Genomic DNA, 21619 nt, shown 5'->3' on the forward strand with positions numbered 1-21619 from the left:
AGCCCGCACGACAGGCGACGGCGAAGTGATCCGGCGGATGTCCGTGGAGCAAGACCTTCGCCCGCGCACACGTCGACCGCAAGCATGCCTGACCAAGAACCCGCTGAGACGGCTCAGGTCATCGCGACGGTGATCCGGCGCTGCCCGGTGTAGGGCGAACGCCCGTGCAGCGCCAGCACGTTGTCGACGAACATGACCTCACCCCCTTGCCAGCGCCGGACGAGCTTGTTGCGTTCGGCCGCTTCACGGACGCGGGCCAGGTCCGCGTCCGGGATCCGGGTGCCGTCGCCGTAGGTCACCCACTGCGGCAGGTCCTCCTCGGCTCCCACCAGGGCCAGCATCGCCTCGGCGTCTTCGCTCGGCAGGCTCGACGGGTGCCACTGCTCGGCCTGGTTGAACCAGGCGATCTCACCCGTCCGAGGGTGCCGCCGCACAGCGGGACGGTTCTGGGCGACCCGCAGACCGCCGTCGGCGGTCCAGGTCCACGAAGCGCGAGATCCTGCCAGGAACTCTTCGACGACAGCACGATCGGCGCTCTCGAACGTCTCCTGCCAAGACTTGCCGAAGCCGTGCCCGCCGTGCAGCAGCTGGTGGTAGCAGACGCCCTTCGTCTCGAACCGCTGCCGGACGGCGGGGTGGAGGTCGGCCAGCAACGCCCGGCCGTCGCACACCGGGGTCGCGCCGCCGGTCTCGCTGGCCAACAGGCAGGCGAAATACAGCCGCCGCGGCGACGTGGCCGCGTACGAAAGCTCGTTGTGCAACGAGATCTCGTACTGCGCCGGATACTCGGTCGAGGTGAAAACCCCGGCGGACAACGACTTCCGCGGCGTGTTCCCGCCTCGGTAGCTGTCCAGCGGCGCGCCGAAGCCGGTCACGACGCCGTGCAGGTCCTCCGGTTCGGCGACGCCCAGCCCGCGCACCACCACCGCCCCGTCGCGCAGGCACGCTTCCTCGATTTCCGCCCGGCGGTCCGGGAGCTCCGCTTTCGTCATGGCCAGGACCGTCAGCGTGGTCCCGCCGTGGCTCAGTTTTTCCTCAAGCATTTCGGGTTCCCTCCTGGTGTGCGGTGTCGAGCTCCGAAACCCGCCGGCCGGCCTGACCGGCCATCGCGGCGAGGACCGCGCGGAAGCCGTCGACGAGCCGGGCCGCGCCCGCGTGCTCGTAGAGCTGGGTGCGGTAGGTGAGGGCACCGGTCAACGGCCCCCCGTCGTCGGTCACGGCGAAGAAGGTGTCGCACTTGGCGCCGCCGTTGTCCACGTCGAGCCACGTGACGTCGAGGCCGGTCAGCGACGGCTTCGGCGCGGGTTCGTTGTGGACGGTGAGCATGACCTGGAACAGCGGGCGGTAGGCGGGATCGCGGCACACGTCCGCCGCCTCGACGACCTGGTCGAAGGACACGTGCGCGTGGTCCAGTGCACCGAGCGTCGCTGCCCGGACCCGGCGGACGAGGTCGGCCACGACCGGGTCCCCCGCCTGGTCCACCCGGATCGCCACGGTGTTGATGAAGCAGCCGACCACCGCCTCGGCAGCCGGGTCGTCACGCCCGGCCACCGACGTCGCGACGACCGTGTCGGTTTCCCCGGTCTCACGGGCCAGTAGCAGCTGGAGCGCGGTCATCAGCACGCCGTAGGTGGTGGTGTGGCACGACCGAGCCAGGTTCCGCACCGCGGCGGACAGCTCCGGCCCCAGCTCGAACGGGATCGTAGCGCCGGCGTCCGTCAGCACGGCCGGCCGGGCATGATCTGCCGGGAAGGTCGTGCGGTCGGGCGCTCCGCGCAGCGCCTCGACCCACCAGGCGACGTCGGCCGTGGTCGCTGTCCGGCCGAGGACGTCCGCGTATTGCGGCGGCGCCGGGTCCGGCGCGGGGCCGAGCCCGCGGTGGAACGCGTAGAGCACCGCCAGCTCGTCGAGCAGGATCCGGCGCGACCAGCCGTCCGCGGCGATGTGGTGGACCGTACAGGCCAGCACGTGGTCGCCACGCCCGGCTCGCCCGAGGACCGCCCGGAAGACCGGGCCGCCGGCGAGGTCGAACGGCATCCGGACCTGCGCCCGGATCCACGCGTCGATCTGCCCGGGCGGCACCCGCGCCATGCCCACGGTGAACCCGTCGGCGTCGTCGGTCACCGCATACGGTTCCCCTTCGCGATCGGGGTACCGCGTGCGCAGGATCCGGTGCCGGTCGACGAGTCCGCGCACGGCGGCCCGCAGCGCACCCGCGTCCAGCGGTCCGCGGATCCGGAGGACCAGCGGGATGTGGTACGACGGCGCGCCTTCGGAGAACAGCTCGAGGAACCACTGCCTTCGCTGGGCCGCCGAGAGTCCGGCCGGCGCGGCGGAACGCGGCGCGGCGGGCGGCAGGACGTCCGCGTTCGCCACGAGCTCGACCAGGTCGCCCAGCACGGGCGTGCCGAACACCGCGGTCGCGGGCAGGCTGATCCGCAGGTCCGCGCGCAGGCGGGCCACCAGGCGAGTCGCGGCGATGGAGTCGCCGCCGAGTGCGAAGAAGTCGTCGCGCGGACCCGGCTCCGGCACTCGCAGGACCTCGGCCCAGATGCGCGCCACGCTGCCCCGGGCCTGCTCGGCCGTGGTCACGTCCCCACCTTCACCAGGTCCTCCTCACCGCGCACCTTCGGGAGGGGCGAGCGGAGGAGGAAGAAGATCGGCACGAGGACGCCCAGCGCACCGATGAGAATCGTGGTGCGGAGCCCGATGACGTCACCCGCGAACCCGGCCGCGAGCGCGCCGAACGGGGCCAGGCCGAGCCCGAACGCCCGGAACGTCGCCGCTACCCGGCCCTGCATGTCGTCCGGGGTGATGGCCTGGCGGATCGTCGTGACGCTGATGCCGCCGAGCGGCATCGTGAAGCCGAACAGCACCTGGGCCGCACCCAGCATCCCGACGGCCAGCCAAGTCGGCCCGCCGGCGAGCGGCACCAGCAGGTACGACGTGTTGCCCCCGAGCGCGGCGATCACGCACATCCGGCCCAGCCCGATCTTCTTGATCAGCCGCGGCGCCAGGATGGCGCCCACGATCGCGCCGGGGCCGGCGAGCGTCAGCACCACCGCGATCGTGCTTGCGGACAGGTGCAGCTCGCGGTAGGTGAACACGAAGTACAGCGCCTGGATGCCCGGCACGAAGAACATGAAGAACGCGGTCGAGAGCAGCGTCGGCCGCAGGAGCGGCTCCGTCCACACGAGACGGAGTCCCGAGCGGATGGATCGGAAGACGTTCGGCGCCTTCTCGCCGTCCGTGCGCGGCCGCTCCTCGGGCTTGCGGATCAGCAGCAGCAGGACCGCCGAAATCACGAACGACACGACGTCCACGATCACGACCGTCGCCGCGGAGAACCACCGGAGCAGGATCGCGGTCAGCCCCGGCCCCGCGACCTCGGCCGTGGACATGCTCAGCTGGAGCTTGCTGTTGCCTTCGGCCAGGTTCCGGCGGTCGACGAGGAAGGGCAGGTAGGCCGCCCAGGCGACGTCGAAGATCACCGTGAAGAACCCGACCAGCAGCATGACCACGAACAGCCAGCCCATGCCGAGCTGACCGCTGAAGTACGCGATCGGCACCGAGGCCAGCAGCAACGCGCGGCCGATGTCGCTGCCCGCGAGCAGCGGACGGCGCCGGACCCGGTCGACCCAGACCCCGACGAACAGGATCAGGATGTACGGGGCCCGGCCCAGTGCGGTCAGCACGCCCATCTGGGCGGTGGAGGCGTGCAGGACGGCCACCGCCACGAGGGGCAGCGCGACCACCGTCACCTCGGAGCCGATCAGGGAAAGGCTTTGCCCCGCCCAGAGCTTCAGGAAGTCGGCGTGGCGCCAGAGGGTCTTGGGAGCCCGGTCTTCCGGGCGCGGCTCGTCGAGCTCGGTCAGTTCACTGGACACCGTCGATCAGGCCCTTCAGGATCGCCGCGGCCTGGCCGGCCTGCGGTTCGTCGGCAACGTTTCCCCGGCTGCCCGGGATGGGAACCAGCCGCAGCTCGCCCCGGACGACCTCGCCCCAGCTGAAGTCGTCCTCGATCGGGAAGTCGTCGTCTTCGACCGGCTTCAGCAGGACCATGTCGCCGTCGTACGGCTGGTGCCGGTACCCGCCGAGCGCCATCGCGTTCGACCGGTAGACGCGCATGATCCGCTTGGCCTGCTCCAGGTCGGTGACCGCGGGGTTCAGGTCCCCGCGCCGGCCGGCGCCCTCGACGACGGCCAGCAGCTGCTCGTCCGCGCTGAGCCCGGCGAGCGCCGCCCGGTCGATCTCGAACGGTCCGTCCGCCAGCGCGTACATCATCAGCGTCGTGTCGTCGTAGAGGTCCGGCGAGATCGGGTTGTCGGCGTGCGACCAGAAGGCGACGACCAGCGGCACCTCGGCACCGGCCTGGCGCAGCCGGCGCGCGACCTCGAGCGAGAGGTTGCCCCCCACGCAGAACCCGCCGACGAAGTACGGCCCTTCCGGACGTGCTTCGAGGATCCGCCGGGCGTAGTCGTCCGCCATCGCGTCGACGGTCGGATGCGGCTCTTCCGCCGCGCCGAAACCCCGGGCCGGGATGCCGTACACCGGCTGGTCGTCTCCGAGGTGCTGGGCGATCTTGTGGTAGCGGAAGACCTGCCCGCCCAGCCCGTGGACGAAGAACAGCGGTGGCTTCCCGCCCGAGGCACGCAGCGGCACCACCGGAACCGACGGCGCGAGGAGCTCGGGCGAGCGGAGGACGACGGCCAGTTGCTCGACGGTCGGCCCGGACAGGAGCGCGTCCATCGCCATGTCCCGGCCGAACTCCTGGCGGATCCGCATGGTCAGCCGCAGCGCGTTCAGCGAATGCCCACCCAGCTCGAAGAAGTCGTCACGGACGCCGACCTCGGGCAGGCCGAGGACCTCTTCCCACAGCGCGACCAGCCGCCCCTCCACCAGGTCCCGTGGTGGGAGCCGGTCGCCGGCCGGGGTTAGCCCGGGCGCGGGCAGCGCCGCGCGGTCCACCTTTCCGCTGGGCAGCACCGGCAGTTCTTCCAGCACGACGTAAGCCGTCGGCACCAGCGCCCGGGGAAGCCGTTCGGAGAGGAAAGCGCGCAGTGCGGGTGCCGGCTGCGCGAGTTCCCCGCTCCAGCGCAGGTACGTCACGAGCACCGGGTCCCGGCCGTCTTCATAGTGCGGGACCACGACCGCCTGCACCACGTCCGGGTGTTCCAGCAGGACGGCTTCGATCTCGCCCGGCTCGGTCCGGACGCCCCGGATCTTGAGCTGACCGTCGACCCGGCCGAGGAACTCCAGCGCACCGCCGGGCAGCCAGCGCGCCAGGTCGCCGGTCCGGTACATGCGCCGGCCGGGCTCGGCGGCGAACGGGTCGGGGACGAACCGCTCGGCCGTCAGCCCCGGCCGGCCGAGGTAACCCCGGGCCAGCTGCCGCCCGCTGACGTACAGCTCCCCGGCGGTGCCGACCGGGACCGGTTCACCCCGGGGATCGAGCAGCCGGACCCGGACGTTCGGGCTCGGCGAGCCGATCGGCACGATGTCGGCGGACAGCCCGGGGCGCACCACGAACTCGGTGACGCCGATGCCGGCCTCGGTCGGCCCGTAGAGGTTGTGCAGCCGCGCATCTGACTGAGCGAGGAACGCATCGGCGAGCGGACGCGGCAGGGCCTCCCCGACCGAAGCGATCTGCCGCAGCGACGGGCAGCGTGCGAAGGCTCCGGCCTCGACGAGCGGCGCCAGCAGGCTGGGCACGAGGATGGCGGTCGTGATCCCCTCGGCCCGGCAGGCGCGTTCGAAGGCCGCCGGGTCCACCACGGTCTCCGTGGGCAGCATGACCGCGGCGCCGCCGGCCGCGAACGGCATGATCAGCTCGGACAACGACGCGTCGACGCTCAACGGTGACCGCTGGGCCACCCGCGAGGCCGGGCCGAGCCCCAGGCTCGCCGCCGCCGCCAGCGGGTGGTGCGCGACCGCCTCGTCCGTGAGCATCACGCCCTTCGGCCGCCCCGTCGACCCGGAGGTGAACAGGACGAAAGCCAGCGAAGCGGGTGACCGCAGGACGGGCGCCGGGCACCGCCCCGACACGACCTCCTCGACGGCGTCGACCAGGACCACGTCCTTCGCGCCGGGGAACCGGTCCCGGAGCCGGGCACGGGTCACCAGCACCTTCGCCTCCGCCGTGGCCATCAGCTCGGCCAGCCGGGCGTCCGGGTGTCCCAGGTCGAGGGGGAGCACCGCGCCTCCCGCCTGCAGCACGGCCAGCGTCGCGACCACCGCCGCCGCACACCGCGGCAGGCCGACCGCGACCACCGACTCCGGGCCGACGCCGGCCGCTTCGAGCCGGGCAGCGAGCGCTCCGGCACGCCGCCAGAGATCGACGTAAGTGGTGCTGCCCTGCTCGTCCACCACGGCGACGGCGTCCGGCGTGGCTTCCGCCGCCTCGGCCACGAGCGCGTGCATCGCGACCGGCCGGCCGAGCGGGACCGCCGTGTCGTTCCACCGGGCGATCCGGGTGAGGTCGCCGGCGAGGTACGGCTCGGCGGGGCGGGGATCGCGCGTGACGTCCGCGGCGATCTCCCCCAGCGCCGCGAGGTACCGGTCGAGCACTTCAGTGATCTGCTCGGCGGGGAACTGGGTGCGGTCGTGGGACAGCATCATGACCAGGCCGCCGTGGTCGCGCGAGCGGGCGAACGCGGCGGCGAACGGGATGTCGGTGGTCTCGAGGTGGTCCCGCTCGACGAGCGTCACCGGGGCGTCGTCCTCGAGCGCGTCGTAGACGTGGAAGTCGCGGTAGTCGAACCCGGTTTCGAACAACGGCGACCGGCCGGCCAGCCGCTGGATCTCGAACAACGGGTAGCGCCGGTGCGGCAACAGGGCGACCTGGGCGGCGTGGACGTCACGGATCAGTTCCGCCCAGCTCGGCCGGTCGACCCGGACCCGCACCGGGACCATGTTGAGGAACAGGCCGAGAACCTGGTCTCCCGTGGCGGTTTCCGGCCTGCCGTGCGAGACGATCCCGGTCAGCACCTCGGGTTCCCCGCTCAGCAGGCCCAGCACCCGGACGTGGGCCGCGAGCAGCACCGCGCGCAGCGGCACCCGCAGCCGTTCGGCGACCTTCACGAGCCGCTCGGTGAGCTCCGGATCGAGATCGGCGGTGGCGTGGTCGCACACCGTCGGGCCGTCGAGCGGGTGGCCCGGCCACCGCGGCACCCGGGTCGCCGGGCTGCCGGTGACGACGCCGCGCCAGAACTCCGCAGTCTCGGCCGAGGCGATCGCGTCCCGCTCGGCGGCGACGAAGCCCGCGAAGGTGTCGTCGAGCGGCGCGGCGGAAGAAGTCCGGCCGCGGAGGCCGTCGTTGTACCGGCGCAGGATCTCCGTGACCAGGCTCGCCGCGCTCCAGCCGTCGAGGATCGCGTGGTGGAAGCTGATGTTGAGCGCGAACCGGTCGTCCGGCAGCAGGTGCACCGCCACCCGCACGAGCGGCGCGACGGTGAGGTCGTAGCCGCGGAACTGCTCCTCGAGCCGCCACTGCCGCAGGGTTTCCGCGGCGTCGGCGGCGGGCGAGCCGCTGAGATCGGTGACCACCACCGGCAACTCGACGCGGTCGTGCACCAGCTGCACCGGCTCCGAAAACCCGGTCAGGTCGAACGACGTGCGCAAGACCGGGTGGCGCGCGAAAACGGCTTCGACCGCGGTCTCGAGAGTGACCCGGTCGAACGATCCCGCCAGCGTCAGGGAAAACACGTCGTGGAACATCGCCGTCCGCGTTTCCCGCAGGCCGTGGTAGAGCATGCCGGACTGCAGCGCGGCGAGCGGATAAGCGTCCTCGATCATGCGGGGTCCTCCGGGTTCGTGGCCGACAGCCGCGCCCGGTCGGCGGCGCTGAGCATGTCGAACGGGGTGCGGGCCGGCCCGGTCCCGGACGGCTCCTGGCCGCCGCGCTCGCCGAGCAACCGGCCGAGCGCACGCGGTGTGGGGTGGGTGAAGAGTTCCGCGAGGGTGACCGGGTAACCCGCCTCGCGCAGCCCGGACAGCACCTTCAGACTTCGGATCGAATCGCCGCCCACGGCGAAGAAGTCGTCCTGGGCCCCGATACCGGTGACGCCGAGCACGGCTGCCCAGATGCCGCCGATCACGGTCTCGGAGCCGGGCGCCAACGGCGTGGCGGAGCCACCTGTCGTGACCGCCGGGGACAGCGCGGCGAGCGCCACCCGATCGAGCTTCCCGTTCGCAGTGACCGGCATGCGATCGACGCGGACCCACTGCCGGGGCACGCAGTGCTCCGGCAGTGAGCGCCGCAGCCGGTCCGGCCAGTCGACGTCTTCCGGGGTTCCCGGTTCCGGGACGACGTAAGCCACCAGCCGGCCGTCGCCGGCCAGCACCGCCGCGGCGCGGACGTCCGGTTCCGCCAGCAAAGCCGTTTCGATCTCCCCGAGCTCGATGCGAAACCCGTTGATCTTGACCTGGTGGTCCAGCCGGCCGAGGTATTCGACGGTCCCGTCCCGCCGCCACCGGGCCAGATCGCCGGTGCGGTAGAGCCGCTCGCCCGCCGGGCCGAACGGGTCCGGGACGAACCGCTCCGCGGTCAGTGCCGGCCGGCCGAGGTAACCGCGGGCCAGCTGGACCCCGCCGAGGCACAGCTCGCCGGGCACGCCGATAGGCACCCTCCGCCGGGCGTCGTCGAGGATCTCCAGCCGGGTGTTGGCGACCGGCTTTCCGATCGGCACGCCATCCGCAGGACCGAGCCCCCGGCAGGACTGCCAGGTCACGTCGACCGCGGCTTCGGTGGGGCCGTAAAGGTTGTGCAGCTCGGTCCGCGGCAGCGCGGTGCAGGCCCGGGTGACGAACTCCACGGGGAGCGCCTCGCCGGAGCAGAAGATCCGGCGCAGACCCGGAAGGCGCGCCCCGAGGTCCGGCTCGTCGAGGAAGGCGTCCAGCATCGACGGCACGAAGTGCACCGTGGTGACGCGCTCGCGCTCGATCAGGTCGGCGAGGTACCCGGAGTCGCGGTGTCCCTCGGGACGCGCCACGACGAGGCTCGCGCCGACGGCGGGGGCCCAGAAGTATTCCCACACCGAGACGTCGAAGCTGAACGGCGTCTTCTGCAGGACCCGGTCCCCGGCCGTGAGCGGGAAGTACTCCTGCATCCACGCGAGCCGGTTGACCATCGCCCGGTGGGAGACCCCGACGCCCTTGGGCCGGCCGGTCGACCCCGACGTGTAGATCACGTAGGCGAGCGAGTCCGGCGGCACCGGCACGGGCAGGCCGATGCCGTCGCCCGGCCCACCCTCGTCGTCGACGAGCACGGGACGCGCGAAGCGGCCGGCAAGGTCGGCGCCGGTCACGACCGCGACGGGTTTCGCGTCGCCGAGCATGAACTCGAGCCGTTCGGCCGGGTACCCGGGCTCCAGCGGCAGGTACGCCGCGCCTGCGGCGTGGACCGCGTGCAGGGCCACGACCTGGTCGACGCCCCGCGTGAGGCAGACGCCCACCACCGTGTCCGGCGCGGCGCCGGCCCGGCGCAGGCGGCCGGCCAGCGCGCTCACCTTGGCCACGAGCTCGCCGTAGGTGAGCCAGGTGCCCTCGAACCCGAGTGCCGGGGCGTCGGGCGTCGCCGCCGCCCGGGCGAAGAACTGCTCGGAAAGCGTCTGCCGTCCGTACGTCGTGTCGGTGCGGTTCCACTCCTCGATCGACGCCCGCTCGTCGGCGGTCAGCAGCGGCAGTACGGAAATCCGGCGACCGGGGTCCGCCACCGCCGCGGTCAGCAGCTCGCGCAGGTGCTCTCCGATGCGCTCGGCGCGCTTGGCGTCGAAGAGGTCAGCCGCCGCGTCCAGGTCGCAGCGGAGCCTGCCGTCGACCTCGGTGACGCCGAGGTTGAGGTCGAACTTCGCGACCCTGGTGTCCACCTGGACGGGGCTGATCTCCAGCCCGCCCGACCGCCGTGGCGGCGGCGGGGTGTTCTGCAGCGCGAGCATCACCTGGAACAACGGGTTCCGGCTGAGGTCACGCGCCACGCCGAGCCGGTCGACGAGCGTCTCGAACGGCACGTCCCGGTGTTCGTATCCGGCGAACGCCGTTGTCGTCGTGGCCCGGACCAGTTCGGCGAAGGTCGGGTCACCACCGAGGTCGCCACGCAGGACGAGGGTGTTGAGGAACAGCCCGACGACTCCTTCGTGGCTTTCCGGCCGGATCGAAATCGGCGTGCCCACCGGGATGTCCGTCCGGCCGGTGTAGCGGGCCAGCAGCGCCTGCCAGCCGGCCAGCAGCACCGTGAACAGCGTCGCGTCCTCCTTGCGCGCCAACAGGTGCAGCCCCGTGGTGAGGTCCGCGTCGAACCAGAAGGTGACCCGGTGCCCGCGGTGGCTCGGCCGCGGCGGCCGGGGCCGGTCGGCCGGCAGCTCCAGCACCGACGGCAGCCCGGCGAGGGTCTCCTGCCAGTAGCCCAGCCCGGTCTCGTCGACGCCGGCCGTCTGCTGTCCGACCGCGAACTCCGCGTACGACACCGGAAGCGGCTCCCACGCCGGGGTGTGCCCGGCCCGGATGTCCTCGTAGGCCTGGAACAGATCGGTCAGCAGGATCGACAGCCCCCAGCCGTCGAGCACGATGTGGTGGACGGTCAGCAGGAGGTCGTGTTCCTCCGGGCCGAGGCGCACGAGCCGGAGCCTGGCCAGCGGGCCGGTCTCCAGGGAGAAGCGACGGCGGACCTCCTGCCGCGCGATCCGCTCGGACTGCGCGCGGCGCTCGGCCGCGGACGCGCCGTCCGGCTCGTCGAACACCACCGGCACTTCGACCGAAGGCAGTACCTGCTGCCAGGGCTCGCCCTCCGTTTCCGGGAAGACCGTGCGCAGAGCTGGGTGCCGTTCGACGACCGCCGCGAAGGCCGCCGCCAGCGCGGTGCGGTCGAGGTCGCCCGTGATCCGCCAGGCGGACAAGGTGTTGTAGCCGACGCCGTCCGGATCGAGCCGGTCCAGGAACCACAGCCGCTGCTGGGTGTGGGACAGCGGCGGGCGGGCGCCGACAGCGACGGGCGCGGGCCCGGCCGCCGGTGCCGTGGTGCGGACGCGCCGCTCGAGCGCCGCCCGCTGGGCCCCGGTCAGGGACGCCAGTCTTTCCAGCAGCTCAGTCATCGGAGCCGTCCTCCTCCACGTCGGCCAGGATCCGGTCCCCGTCCGGCCGGTCCTGCAGTTGCGCGGCGAGCACCAGCAGCGCGAGGTCGGCGACCGTCGGCTGGTCGAAGCACCAGCGCAACGGCACGGCCACCCCGTGGCGCTGCCTGATCCGCTGGACGACCTGGGCTGCCATCAGCGAATGCCCGCCCACGGCGAAGAAGTCGTCCGCCGTGCCGATGTCATCACTCCCGGTCAGATCGGCCCACAGGGCGCAGAGTTCCCGTTCGAGATCGGTCGACGGCGCGACGTACTCGCCGAGTTCACCCGCCGGCTCCGGCTCGCCGGGCTCGGCGGCACGCACGGGTGCCGCGGCGTCCGGGTCGCCGAACCCGGCGATCGAGCGGTCCGGCTCGGCCACCACGGCTTCGAGCACCTGGCCGAGCCGCCCGGCGAACCGCCGGACGGTCGCCTCGTCGAACAGGTCGGTGCGGTACTCGAGCTCGGCGGCGCACCCGGCCGGTGTCTGCTGGAACAGCACCGCGAGGTCGGCCGCGGCGGTCGCGGTGTCCACCGGTTCGGCCTGGAAGGTCACCTCGTCCAGCACCACCGGCTCCCGCTCTTCGGCGGCCAGCGCGAACAGGACGTTGACCCAGGGGTTGTTACCGAAACTCCGTCGCGGCGCGAGGTCCTCGACCAGCGCTTCGAACGGTAGATCGCGGTTCGCCATGGCCGCCACGGCCGTCGCGGTCACCCGCCCGAGCAGCTCGCGGAACGTCGGCGCGCCGGACACGTCCGTGCGCAGCACCACCGTGTTGCCGAAGTACCCGACCGTGCCTTCCAGCTCCGGCCGGGGCCGGAACGCCGTGGGCACCCCGATCGCGATGTCCTCTTGCGCGGTCAGGTCGCGCAGGGCGACGAGCGTCCCGGCGAACAGGACCATGAACAAGGTCGCGCCCGCCGTCGCGCCCAGTGCACGCAGCTTCTCGATCGTCCCGTCGGCCACCTCGAACCGCACACGCGAACCCGCGGCGCCGACCTCCGCCGGCCGCGGCCGGTCGGTGCGCAGCTCCACCCGGGGTGGCAGGTTCGCCAGCCCGCTGCGCCAGTGCGCCAGCTGGCCGGCCCAGGCGTCACCGGCCAGCACGTCCCGTTGCCAGGCGGCGTAGTCGGCGTACTGGGCGGCCAGCGGCGGCAGGCCGGCTTCCCGGCCGGCTCGCCGGGCCGCGTAGAGCCGGCCCAGCTCGCGGTGGAGGATCACCATGGACGACGCGTCCGTGGCGACGTGGTGCAGGCTCAGCAGCAGCAGGTGCTCGTCCTCGGCCAGCCGGAGGCACAGCACCCGGACCGGGATCTCCGCGGAGAGGTCGAACGGGCGCTCGCTGTACGCCTCGAGCGACCGGCGCACCTCGTCGTCGAGTTCGTCGTCGTCGCAGGCCGAGAGGTCGGCCGACGCGAACGGGATCACCGGCGCCCGCTCGATCACCTGGAGGAGCGCGTCGCCGTCGGCAACGAGACGCGTCCGCAGCACCTCGTGCCGCTCGACCAGCGCGGTCACGCACTCGCGCAGCAGGGCCACGTCGACCGTGCCGAGCAGGCGCACGGCGAGGTTCGTGTTGTACAAGGCACTTTCGGGCGCGAACTGGTTGAAGAACCACATCCGGCGCTGACCGGGGGACGCCGGGATCGGCTCGGCGCGCGACACCGGCCGTACTGGTGGCAGCACGTCGCCGGTGTCACCGGATGGCAGCCGCCGGGCGATTTCGCCCGGGGTCGGCGCCTCGAACACGAGCTTGACCGGGATCTCGACGGCGAACTCCGCGCGCAGGCGGGAAATCAGCTTGGCCGCCAGCAGGGAATGGCCGCCCAGGTCGAAGAAGCCCTCGTCGGCGCCGACCGCTGGGCGGCCGAGGAGGTCCGCGAAGATCGCTGCGATCCGCCGCTCGGCAGTGCCATCGACGGTCACCCCGGCCGCCGTGTCGAACTCCGGCGCGGGCAACCCGGCGCGGTCCAGCTTTCCGTGGCGGGTCAAGGGAAACGCCGCGAGCACGTGGACGGATTCGGGCACGAGGTGAGCCGGCAGGCGCCGCGCGGCTTCGGCGCGGACGGCGTCGGCGGTGATCCGCGCAGCCGACCGCACGTGGGCCGCGAGACGGTGACCACCGTCATCGGCGGGCCACGGGACGACGACCACGTCGTCGACACCGGGAATGGTGCGCAGTGCCAGTGCGACCTCGGTGGGCTCGACCCGGAAGCCGCGCACCTTCACCTGGTCGTCGGCCCGGCCGAGGAAGTCGAGCGAGCCGTCCGCGCGGCGGCGGACGCGATCACCGGTGCGGTAGAGGCGGGCCCCGGGCACGCCCCCGAACGGGTCGGGGACGAAGGCCGCCGCGGTCGCCGCGGGCCGGCCGACGTAACCACGGCTGACGGTCGCGCCGCCTATGCAGAGCTCACCCGGTTCGCCGTCCGGCACCGGATCACCGGATTCGTCCAGCACGTACAGGGCAGCGTTGCGCATCGCCGGTCCGAGCGGAGTGCCGGGACCGGGCGGGCGGGCCGCGGCCGCGTCGGTCAACGCGGCGACGCCGACCGTCGTCTCGGTCGGGCCGTAGTGGTTGATCACCGCACAGCCCGCGCGCAAGCGCGTCAGCCCGGTGAACCACTCCCGGGTGGACGGTTCGCCGCCGAGGACGAGGGTGCGGCGCGGCATCAACGCGGCCGCGTCGCCGTCCTGCTGCAGGGCGGCCAGGTGCGACGGCGTGATCTTGACGTGGTCGACCCCGGCCTCGCGCAGGTGCGCGGCCATCCACCGGGCGTCCGCGGCCCGTTCGGGCGGGACGAGCCACAGTGCGCCGCCGGCGGCGAGCGCCGGGTACAGCATCGTCAGGCAGGAGTCGAAGGTCACCGGCTGGACCATCGCGAAGACCTCGCCCGGCTTCGCGCCGAGCACCGGCAGAACCTGTTCGACGTAGGCCGCCAAGTTCCCGTGCGTGACCCCGACCCCTTTGGGACGCCCGGTCGAGCCCGACGTGTGGATGACGTAGGCCAGGGCATCCCGGGAAACCGGGGCCGCCGGTCCGGGCGGCCACGGCTCATCGACCACACTTCCGAACTCGAGCACGGGAATCCCGCACCCGGCCAGGCGTCCGGCACCGGCGGCGTCGGCCAGGACCAGCGACGCGCCCGCGTCACCGAGCACGAACTCCAGGCGCTCGCGCGGATCCGCGATGCTCAGGGGCTGGTAGGCCGCGCCGGCCTTCAGCACGCCGAGCATCGCCGTCACCACGTCCACGCCGGTCTCGAAGGCGAGCGCGACCACGGTTTCCCGGCCGGCGCCGAGGGCCGCGAGCCGGTTCGCCACGGCGTCGCTTCCCCGGTCGAGTTCGCGGTACGTCGTCCGGCGTCCCGTGGTGTCGGCGACGGCGAGCTCGCCGGGCCGGAGGTCCGCCCACCGCGCGACGGTCCGGTGCACCAGGCCCGCCGCGGCCGACGCCGCGGTGAGCAGGCTTTCGGCGGTCACGCCCGCTCCATCTCGCGACGCAGGCCGGCCGGGCGCATGTCGGTCCAGACCTCGTCGACGTGGGCGAGACAGTCCGCCCGCGTACCGGCGAACCCACCGTCGGCCCACCCCGCCGGAAGCGCGCGTTCCGCCGGCCAGATCGAGTATTGTTCCTCGTCGTTCACCACGACCACGAATCGGTCACTCAAGACGGCTCCCCTTCAATCGCATCTTCATCGACGTTAGCAATGCGCCCGTATCGAAAGCGCATTCCCGGAATTGCTCAGGCGACCGGCCGCGGCCGCCGGTTCCGGCCGAAAGCGGGCAGCGCCAGCAATGCGGCCCGGTCGAGTTTCCCGTTGGCGGTCAGCGGCAAGGATTCGAGCACCACGAAACCGGCGGGGATCATGTGTTCCGGCAGGAGTTTCCCGGCGTGCGCGCGCAGCGCCGCGACCGGCACCGGCGCCGCACCGGCCCGGCCGACGACGTAGGCGACGAGCCGCCGCGCGCCGGGCCGGTCCTCGCGCACGACGACGGCGGCCCGGCTCACCCCAGGGTGTTTCGCGAGCACCGCTTCCACCTCGCCGGGTTCGACCCGGAACCCGCGGATCTTGACCTGCAGGTCCGCCCGGCCGCAGAACTCGAGCTTTCCACCGGGCCGGCGCCTGCCGAGATCCCCGGTGCGGTACATCCGGCCACCGTCGGCCCGCACGACGTCGGGCACAAAACGTTCCGCGGTGCGCGCGGGCTGGTTCAGGTAACCATTCGCGATTCCCGCACCCCCGAGGTAAATTTCGCCGATTTCCCCGCCGGGAACCGGCTCGAGCCGGGAATCGAGCAAATACACCTGCTTGTGTTCCACCGGATCGCCGATCGGAACCGGACCACCGGTGAGATCTTCCGGCCGCACCACGTGGCACGTCGTGAATCCCATGCTTTCGACCGGGCCGTACCCGTTGCTCACCCGGAGGCCCGGAAACCGGCTCAGCGCGCGGGCGATGTGCTCGGCCGACGCGACCTCGCCGCCGGTGAACACGTGCCGGACCCCGGCGAACGCCGCGGGGTGCTCGTCGACCAGATAGTTGAAGAGGCTCGACGACAGCTGCAGCATCGTGACAGCGTGGACGGCGACCAGTTCCTCGATCAGCGCCGGGTCCGGGCTCTGGCCCGGCTGGAGCACACAAGTCCCGCCGAAGAGCAGCGCGCCGAAGAGTTCGAGCGCGAAGCCGTCCCAGGACACCGGCGAACACTGCAGGAACACCTCGCCCGGCCCGAACTTCGCGTACGACTGCCCGGAGTAGGTGCCGAGGAGCGCCCGGTGCGGCGCAGCGACACCCTTCGGCCTGCCGGTCGACCCCGACGTGTACATCACGCAGGCGGTGTCGCCGGGGTGGCCGGCCACCGCGGGGTTCGCCGTCCCGATGACGGCTTCACCGGCTGAAGGTGGCTCGACGACGACCTGCTCGCCGGCCAGCTGCCCGCGCAGCCGCGGTGACGACACGACGACCGCGCTGCCGCTGTCGGCCAGCGCCGCGTCGAGCCGCGCCGCCGGGAAGTGCGGGTCCAGCAGGGCGTACCCGGCTCCGGCCTTGAGGACGGCGAGCAGGGCGACGACGAGCTCGACGCCGCGTTCGACGTGGACACCGACCACGTCACCCCGGCCGACGCGGCGGGCGATGAGCCGGCGGGCGAAGACGTTCGCCCGGTCGTTCAGCTCGGCGTAGCTCAGGCGCGTCCCCTCGAACACCAGGGCCACCGCGTCGGGCGTGACCGCCGCCTGCTGCTCGAACAGCTGGTGCAGGCGGAGGTCGGCGACGGGCGGCGGCGGCGCCGGAAGCGTGCGCACGTCGGCTTCTCGCAGGCAAGCGGCCCGGCTCGCCGGGCCGTGCACGACGGACCAGCCGCCGGGGACCGAGTGGGCAGCCGGCCAGAGCGAAAGCTGCCCGGCCGCGCCGCCCACCAGCAGGTAACAGCCGCCGTCGTCATCGAACGGATTCGTCATCGCGTTCCTCCCGGATCCGGCCCACGGTTTCGCCACCGGGACGCCACACGTCCTCGGCGCGCAGGGCGCGCCCGGAGTACTTGCCGAGTGCGCTGACCAGCAGCTGGAGCTCCAGCCGCAGGCAGGACACCAGCCGCACCAGGCCGGCCGCCGCGTCCTCGTCCACCGCCAGCAGGGCCGCGCGGCCGAGGCCGGCCGCGCGGGCACCCAGCGCCAGCGCCTTCACCACCCGGGCTCCTTCCCACATCCGGCCGGAGACGAGCAAGCAGCCGGGCCCGGTCTCGATCCGGCGGAGGCACTCGGCGAGCGGAAGACCGAGGTGCTCGAGCGCCACCTCCGGCGCCCACCCCGTGCCGCCCTCGGCGCCATCCACCGTGACCGCGTCCGCACCCGCGGCCCAGGCGACCGCGGCCGCACCGCCGACGTCCCGGCCGGGCGGCAGCTTCACCCACACCCGTGCACGGGGATAGTTGTTGCGCATGAACCGGATCTGCTGGCGCAGGATCTCTTCGGTGAAGGTGCCCGGGGTCGCGCAGCGCAGCACGCGGCGGCCGTCACGCAGGACGTCCGCGGAACGGTACCGGCCGGTGGACACGGTCGCCGCCGTACTGTCCACAATGGCCATACCGCCGAGCCCCGGCTTGGCCCCCTGGCCGACCTTGAGCTCGAACGCGAGCCGCCCGGAATCCAGCAGCGGCTGCGCTTCGGGCGCGCTGTACACCAGGTTCCACACCTCGGCGTCGGCGTCCTCCGTGCTCTGCTGGACGACGACGCCTCCGCTCGCCCCCGGCAGCGCGTCCGTGTACGCCAGCAGCCTTGCGGTCAGCCCGCGCACGGCATCCGCCTCGGACCGGGAACCGCTCGTCGGCACCACGTTCTCCCCGATGACCATGGGGATCCCGAGCGCCCCCGCCTGCGCGCTGACGGCGACCGCAAGGGACGAACCGGCCCGGGTGGAGCCGAAGGCCGAGACGTAGAGGGGCAGTTCGGACCGGAACCCGCCGATCTCGGTTTCCAGCGTGACGTCGTCGTGGCCGGGCTCCCGACCCAGGTCGATCAGCTTCTCCAGCCGTTCCGGCACGAAGACCGGAGGCACGAGACGCACTGCGTCGAGCTCGTCGCCCCTGTTGCCCGCCGTTCCGGCGCCGTACAGACCGCGACCGTACTCATCCTCGGCGGGGAACGCCGCCGCGGCGCCGGATCGAGCCCGTTCGCGGACGGCCGCCTCGGGGAACCCGCGGGCCTCGAGGCCCGTCACGGCGAGACCACGCCGGCCAGCTTCGGGAACGCGCTCGCCTGCCACACCGCGCCGAGACCGGCCACGTAGCGGGTCAGCCGTTCGAGCCCGAGGCCGAACCCGGCGCTCGCCGGGATCCCTTCGCGCACCAGGTCGAGGTACCAGCCGTACTTGGCCGGGTTCTCGGCGGTCTCCCGCATCCGCGTGACGATCCGGGCGTAGTCGTGCTCCCGCTCGCCGCCGCTGACCAGCTCGCCGTACGCCTCGGGGGCGATCAGGTCGAAGTTGCGCAGCCGGCCGGGCTCCCGATCGTCTTCGCGGTCGTAGAACCCGCGGGCCCCCTTCGGATAACCGGTGACGAAAAACGGCCGCCCGGCCTTTCCCGACAGCAGTGCCTCCCCTTCCCAGTCGAGCTCGGCGTCCGGGTTCTGGGCGTGGCCGAACCGCCGGAGGTCGGCGACCGCCTCGGAGTGGGTGACCCGGTCGAACGGCTGTGTGAGCAGCTCGACGAACGACGCCGGGTCCCGCCCCAGCAAGGCCAGGTCCGCGGCACCTTCGGTCACGACCGCCGAAACCGCGTGCCGCACCACGGATTCGGCGACGGCCATCACCTCCTCGCCCGACGCGCCGGCAGCCTCGACGTCAATCTGGTGGAACTCGACCAGGTGCCGGCCCGTGCCCTGGGTTTCGGGCGGCTCGAGCCGGACGTTGGGCGCCACCGTGAAGATCCGATCAAAGCCGAGCAACGCGGCCTGCTTGTAGAGGATCGCGCTGGTCATCAGCTTGTACCGGTGGCCGTAGAAGTCGACGTCGACCTGCTTGGAACCCCGGCCGCCGGGGTCGGTGACCGGGCCGATCACCGGCAGCAGCAGCTCCGTGAAACCCGCGTCCCGCAGGCACTCGCGCGCGGCGGTGACGATGCGGTTCTGGATCCGCAGCGCCGCCTGCGTGACGGGGCTGCGAAGGTGCTCCCCCGGATCCCGGCCGTACTCGTTCATGTCGCCCTCCCGATCGGTGTGGTGGTACTTCGCTGCGCCCCCGCGATCCGGTCGAACCTGTCGCGCACGAAAGACAGCGAGGCCAACAGGTCCGCGGAAGTCGGGGCAGGCCCCCCGCGGCGGCTCGTGACGCCGTCGATCGGCAGTCCGCCGACGTCCGCCCAGCGCAGGCGGCCGTCGGCCCCCAGCCGGCTGCGGGTCCGCCGGGCGTTGTCCGGGTGGAGGCAGAACGGCACGTCCAGCCGCCCCAGCCGGAAGGCCTCCACCAGCGCCCGGCCGATGTCGCCGTCGAGCTCCAGCACGCCACGCACGAGCGCGCTCGCCTCGGCCAGCACCGGGGACTCCGGACCGGCCGGCTCGGGTGCCCGGTTCGCCGCCGCTGCCGACAGGCTCGCGATCTGCAGCGCCTGGACGTTTTCGAGGACGGACGGGATCCGCTCGGACTCGGCGACCGTCTTGACGATCAGCCGGGCGGCCCCGCACTCGGCCGCCAGCCTCGCAGACTCTTCGAGCAGGAGCAGCGCGCCCGCGTGGGTCCGCGGGAACAGCCCCATGTACGCGTAAACGACCAAGTGCCAGTCGATGTCGGCGAGATACCGGCCGGCGAGCGTGCGCAGCGCGTGCAAGGCTTCCCGGTCCTGACCCGGGTGCGCCAGCTGGGCGTAGCTCAGCGAAACCGACCGCAGGCCGTGCTGCTTGAAGAACATCGCCTCCAGGAGGCTCACCGCGACCAGCAGACCGGGAGGGCACAGTTGTCCCATCAGGCAGCCACCGAACGTCTCCAGGTGCGGCTCGATCCCGGCGTCGCGCAGCTGGACGAGCAGCGCACAGCTCTGTTCCCAGTTGCGCACCGAATGCCGCAGCGGCGTTCGGCCGTACGGCAGGCAGTACGAGACAGGCCCACCCTCGGTGGCGTCGAGCCCGGCCAGCATCAGGGCGGTCATGATCCGCTGCGGGATCGCCGAGCCGTGCCGCACCTGGACCGGGAAGTCCGCGCCGGACACACCGGCCAACACCCTCCGATTGGTCCGCTGGCCGTGCGCGACGAGCGGGTACCCGTTCAACGGCGTACCCGAGCAGAGGGCCTGGCGCGCCGACTCGTGGTCGCCGACCCGGGTGTAGCTGTCGAGGGTCAGTGTGCCGACCGTGGTCGCCGTCGCGTCCCGGACCGCGAGCAGCGCCGACCGCATGGTGCCCGGATCGCTGAAGCCCATCCGGGGCTGGACCACGAGCCGCCCCGCCCGGTGCGCACGGGTGACGAAGTCCGCGAACGCGTTCCCCGTCGGGGCCGGTGCGGCGGAAGTCCCGGTCAGCACCGGACACCGGCCCCGATCCGGTCCACGAACCGCCGGAACGCGGCCAGGCCGGCGGCGTCGTGCCCGAACACCGCCGTGAAGCCCGCGTCGAGGAGGCTCCCGGCTGATCCGGCGGGATCTTCCTGTCCCGTCCCGAGTTTCCCGCCGATCACCAGCGGGACGGTGCCGAGCCCGGGTGCCGCTCGCAGAGTGCGGGCAAGCCTGCCCCCTTCGTCGGCGCCGTGCCCGTTCACGGTGCTGACGACGACCAGGTCCGGTCTGCGACGCAAGCATTCCTCGCGCAGCAACGCATCCGGCACACACGGCCCGAGGTTGACCACGCGATGTCCCCACTCCCGCACCAGCAGTTCGAGGAAGATCAGGTTCCAGGTGTGCGAGTCGGACGCGATCGTGGTGATGACCACCTCGAGCCCGCCCATGGCGGCTGGTGGCCGAGATGTCCCTAGCCCGCTTCGCACTGTCGCTCCCATCACCGGTCGTCCCGTTCCTCGATGCCGACGCTAAGCCGGAGACGTATCGAGATCGCACGGAAGCGGGACTACGGCCCGGCGAGCACCCCGGTTCCGGCCTCGCCGCGCAGCAGTGCGGCGTGCAGCTCCGACAGCTGCCGCCGGGGGTCGAGGCCCACCTCGTCGCGCAGGCGCGCCCTCGCCGTGGTGAACACCTCCAGCGCGGCCGTCCGCCGGCCCGACCGGTCGAGCGCGAGCATGTACAGCTCGATCAGCCGCTCCCGCAACGGGTAGCGCGCGGTCAACGCGGCCAGTTCCCCCACAACGGCCCGGGAGCGGCCCAGGGCCACCTCGAGCTCCAGCAGGTGCTCGAGCGCCGCCAGGCGTTCCTCTTCCAGCTGGTACACGTCGATGTCCAGGACGCTCGAACCCGCGCCGCCGAACAGGGGACCACGCCAGAGTGCCAGTCCCCGGCGCAGTTCTCCGGCCGCGCGCGCGTAGTCCCCCGCGTCCGTCAGCCCGGCGGCCGTCAGGGCCCGGACGCGGAAGACGTCCAGATCGAGCTGGCCGTCGGCCACGGTGATGACCAGACCCTGACCGGCCCGGCGGATTGGGGCGGCCTGGCCGGTGGCTTCGGAGATCGTGCGGCGGAGGATCGCGACCACGTTGCGGATCTGCGCACCGGCGCTGCGTGGCGGCCGCCCCTCCCACAGCACGTCCGCCAGCCGGGCAACGGTTGTCGGCCGGCCGGCGTCGAGCAGCAGCACCCCCAGTGCCTTCCGTTCCCGCGGCCCGCCGACGGAAAACTCCACGTCCCCGGTCACGGTGGTGACCGGCCCGAGTATCTTGTAAGACAGCATTCCCACTCCCCTTGGTCGTCCCCTCGGCGCTTTTGCCGCACAAAACGGACATCGACAAGTTGCGCCGGGACCGGGGCGAGATACATGGGAGAGGACAACCGACAGCGCGAACTCACGTACGCCTTCGCGTTCGTACGATCGGTCACCGCGTCACCAGGGCACCGCTCCGGTCTCCGCCGGAACACTAGGAGC

13 protein-coding genes are annotated in these 21619 nt (G+C 72.6%); all 13 read right to left on the minus strand.

All coding sequences use genetic code 11. The features are described 5' to 3' along the window. Window positions 1-113 precede the first annotated feature (113 nt). Window positions 114-1043, minus strand: a complete 930-nt coding sequence (locus AB0M83_RS20070) for a TauD/TfdA family dioxygenase (RefSeq protein WP_364519034.1) — start codon at window positions 1041-1043, stop codon at window positions 114-116. After that, window positions 1036-2592, minus strand: coding sequence for a condensation domain-containing protein (locus AB0M83_RS20075; RefSeq protein WP_364519036.1), 1557 nt, complete (start codon window positions 2590-2592; stop codon window positions 1036-1038). Before AB0M83_RS20075 ends, AB0M83_RS20070 begins: the two co-directional genes overlap by 8 nt. Continuing rightward, window positions 2589-3887, minus strand: a complete 1299-nt coding sequence (locus tag AB0M83_RS20080; RefSeq protein WP_364519038.1) for an MFS transporter — start codon at window positions 3885-3887, stop codon at window positions 2589-2591. The genes AB0M83_RS20075 and AB0M83_RS20080 overlap by 4 nt, the downstream gene beginning before the upstream one ends. Further along, window positions 3877-7794 (minus strand): amino acid adenylation domain-containing protein, encoded by a 3918-nt coding sequence (locus AB0M83_RS20085; RefSeq protein WP_364519040.1) that lies wholly within the window; start codon window positions 7792-7794, stop codon window positions 3877-3879. The genes AB0M83_RS20080 and AB0M83_RS20085 overlap by 11 nt, the downstream gene beginning before the upstream one ends. Beyond that, window positions 7791-11087: an amino acid adenylation domain-containing protein gene (locus AB0M83_RS20090; RefSeq protein WP_364519042.1), complete on the minus strand. Its 3297-nt coding sequence runs from the start codon at window positions 11085-11087 to the stop codon at window positions 7791-7793. Before AB0M83_RS20090 ends, AB0M83_RS20085 begins: the two co-directional genes overlap by 4 nt. Beyond that, entirely contained in the window at window positions 11080-14586 is a 3507-nt protein-coding gene (locus AB0M83_RS20095; RefSeq protein WP_364519044.1) for an amino acid adenylation domain-containing protein, read from the minus strand. The genes AB0M83_RS20090 and AB0M83_RS20095 overlap by 8 nt, the downstream gene beginning before the upstream one ends. Beyond that, complete coding sequence (locus AB0M83_RS20100) at window positions 14583-14774, minus strand: MbtH family NRPS accessory protein (RefSeq protein ID WP_364519046.1); 192 nt, start codon at window positions 14772-14774, stop codon at window positions 14583-14585. Before AB0M83_RS20100 ends, AB0M83_RS20095 begins: the two co-directional genes overlap by 4 nt. 74 nt (window positions 14775-14848) lie before the next feature. Then, window positions 14849-16567, minus strand: coding sequence for an amino acid adenylation domain-containing protein (locus tag AB0M83_RS20105; protein WP_364519048.1), 1719 nt, complete (start codon window positions 16565-16567; stop codon window positions 14849-14851). Next, window positions 16548-17825 carry a glutamate synthase-related protein gene (locus AB0M83_RS20110; protein WP_364519050.1) on the minus strand — a complete coding sequence of 426 codons (1278 nt, stop codon included), beginning with the start codon at window positions 17823-17825 and terminating at the stop codon, window positions 16548-16550. Before AB0M83_RS20110 ends, AB0M83_RS20105 begins: the two co-directional genes overlap by 20 nt. Next, window positions 17822-18802 (minus strand): asparagine synthetase A, encoded by a 981-nt coding sequence (locus tag AB0M83_RS20115; RefSeq protein WP_364519052.1) that lies wholly within the window; start codon window positions 18800-18802, stop codon window positions 17822-17824. The genes AB0M83_RS20110 and AB0M83_RS20115 overlap by 4 nt, the downstream gene beginning before the upstream one ends. Beyond that, on the minus strand, window positions 18799-20118 hold the full coding sequence (locus tag AB0M83_RS20120; RefSeq protein ID WP_364519054.1) for a methylaspartate mutase: 1320 nt from the start codon (window positions 20116-20118) through the stop codon (window positions 18799-18801). Before AB0M83_RS20120 ends, AB0M83_RS20115 begins: the two co-directional genes overlap by 4 nt. Continuing rightward, entirely contained in the window at window positions 20112-20537 is a 426-nt protein-coding gene (locus tag AB0M83_RS20125) for a cobalamin-dependent protein (protein ID WP_364519056.1), read from the minus strand. The genes AB0M83_RS20120 and AB0M83_RS20125 overlap by 7 nt, the downstream gene beginning before the upstream one ends. 119 nt (window positions 20538-20656) lie before the next feature. Beyond that, entirely contained in the window at window positions 20657-21427 is a 771-nt protein-coding gene (locus tag AB0M83_RS20130) for an AfsR/SARP family transcriptional regulator (protein ID WP_364519058.1), read from the minus strand. Window positions 21428-21619: the final 192 nt, after the last annotated feature.

This window comes from Amycolatopsis sp. NPDC051106, assembly GCF_040682775.1.
GTDB lineage: Bacteria > Actinomycetota > Actinomycetes > Mycobacteriales > Pseudonocardiaceae > Amycolatopsis.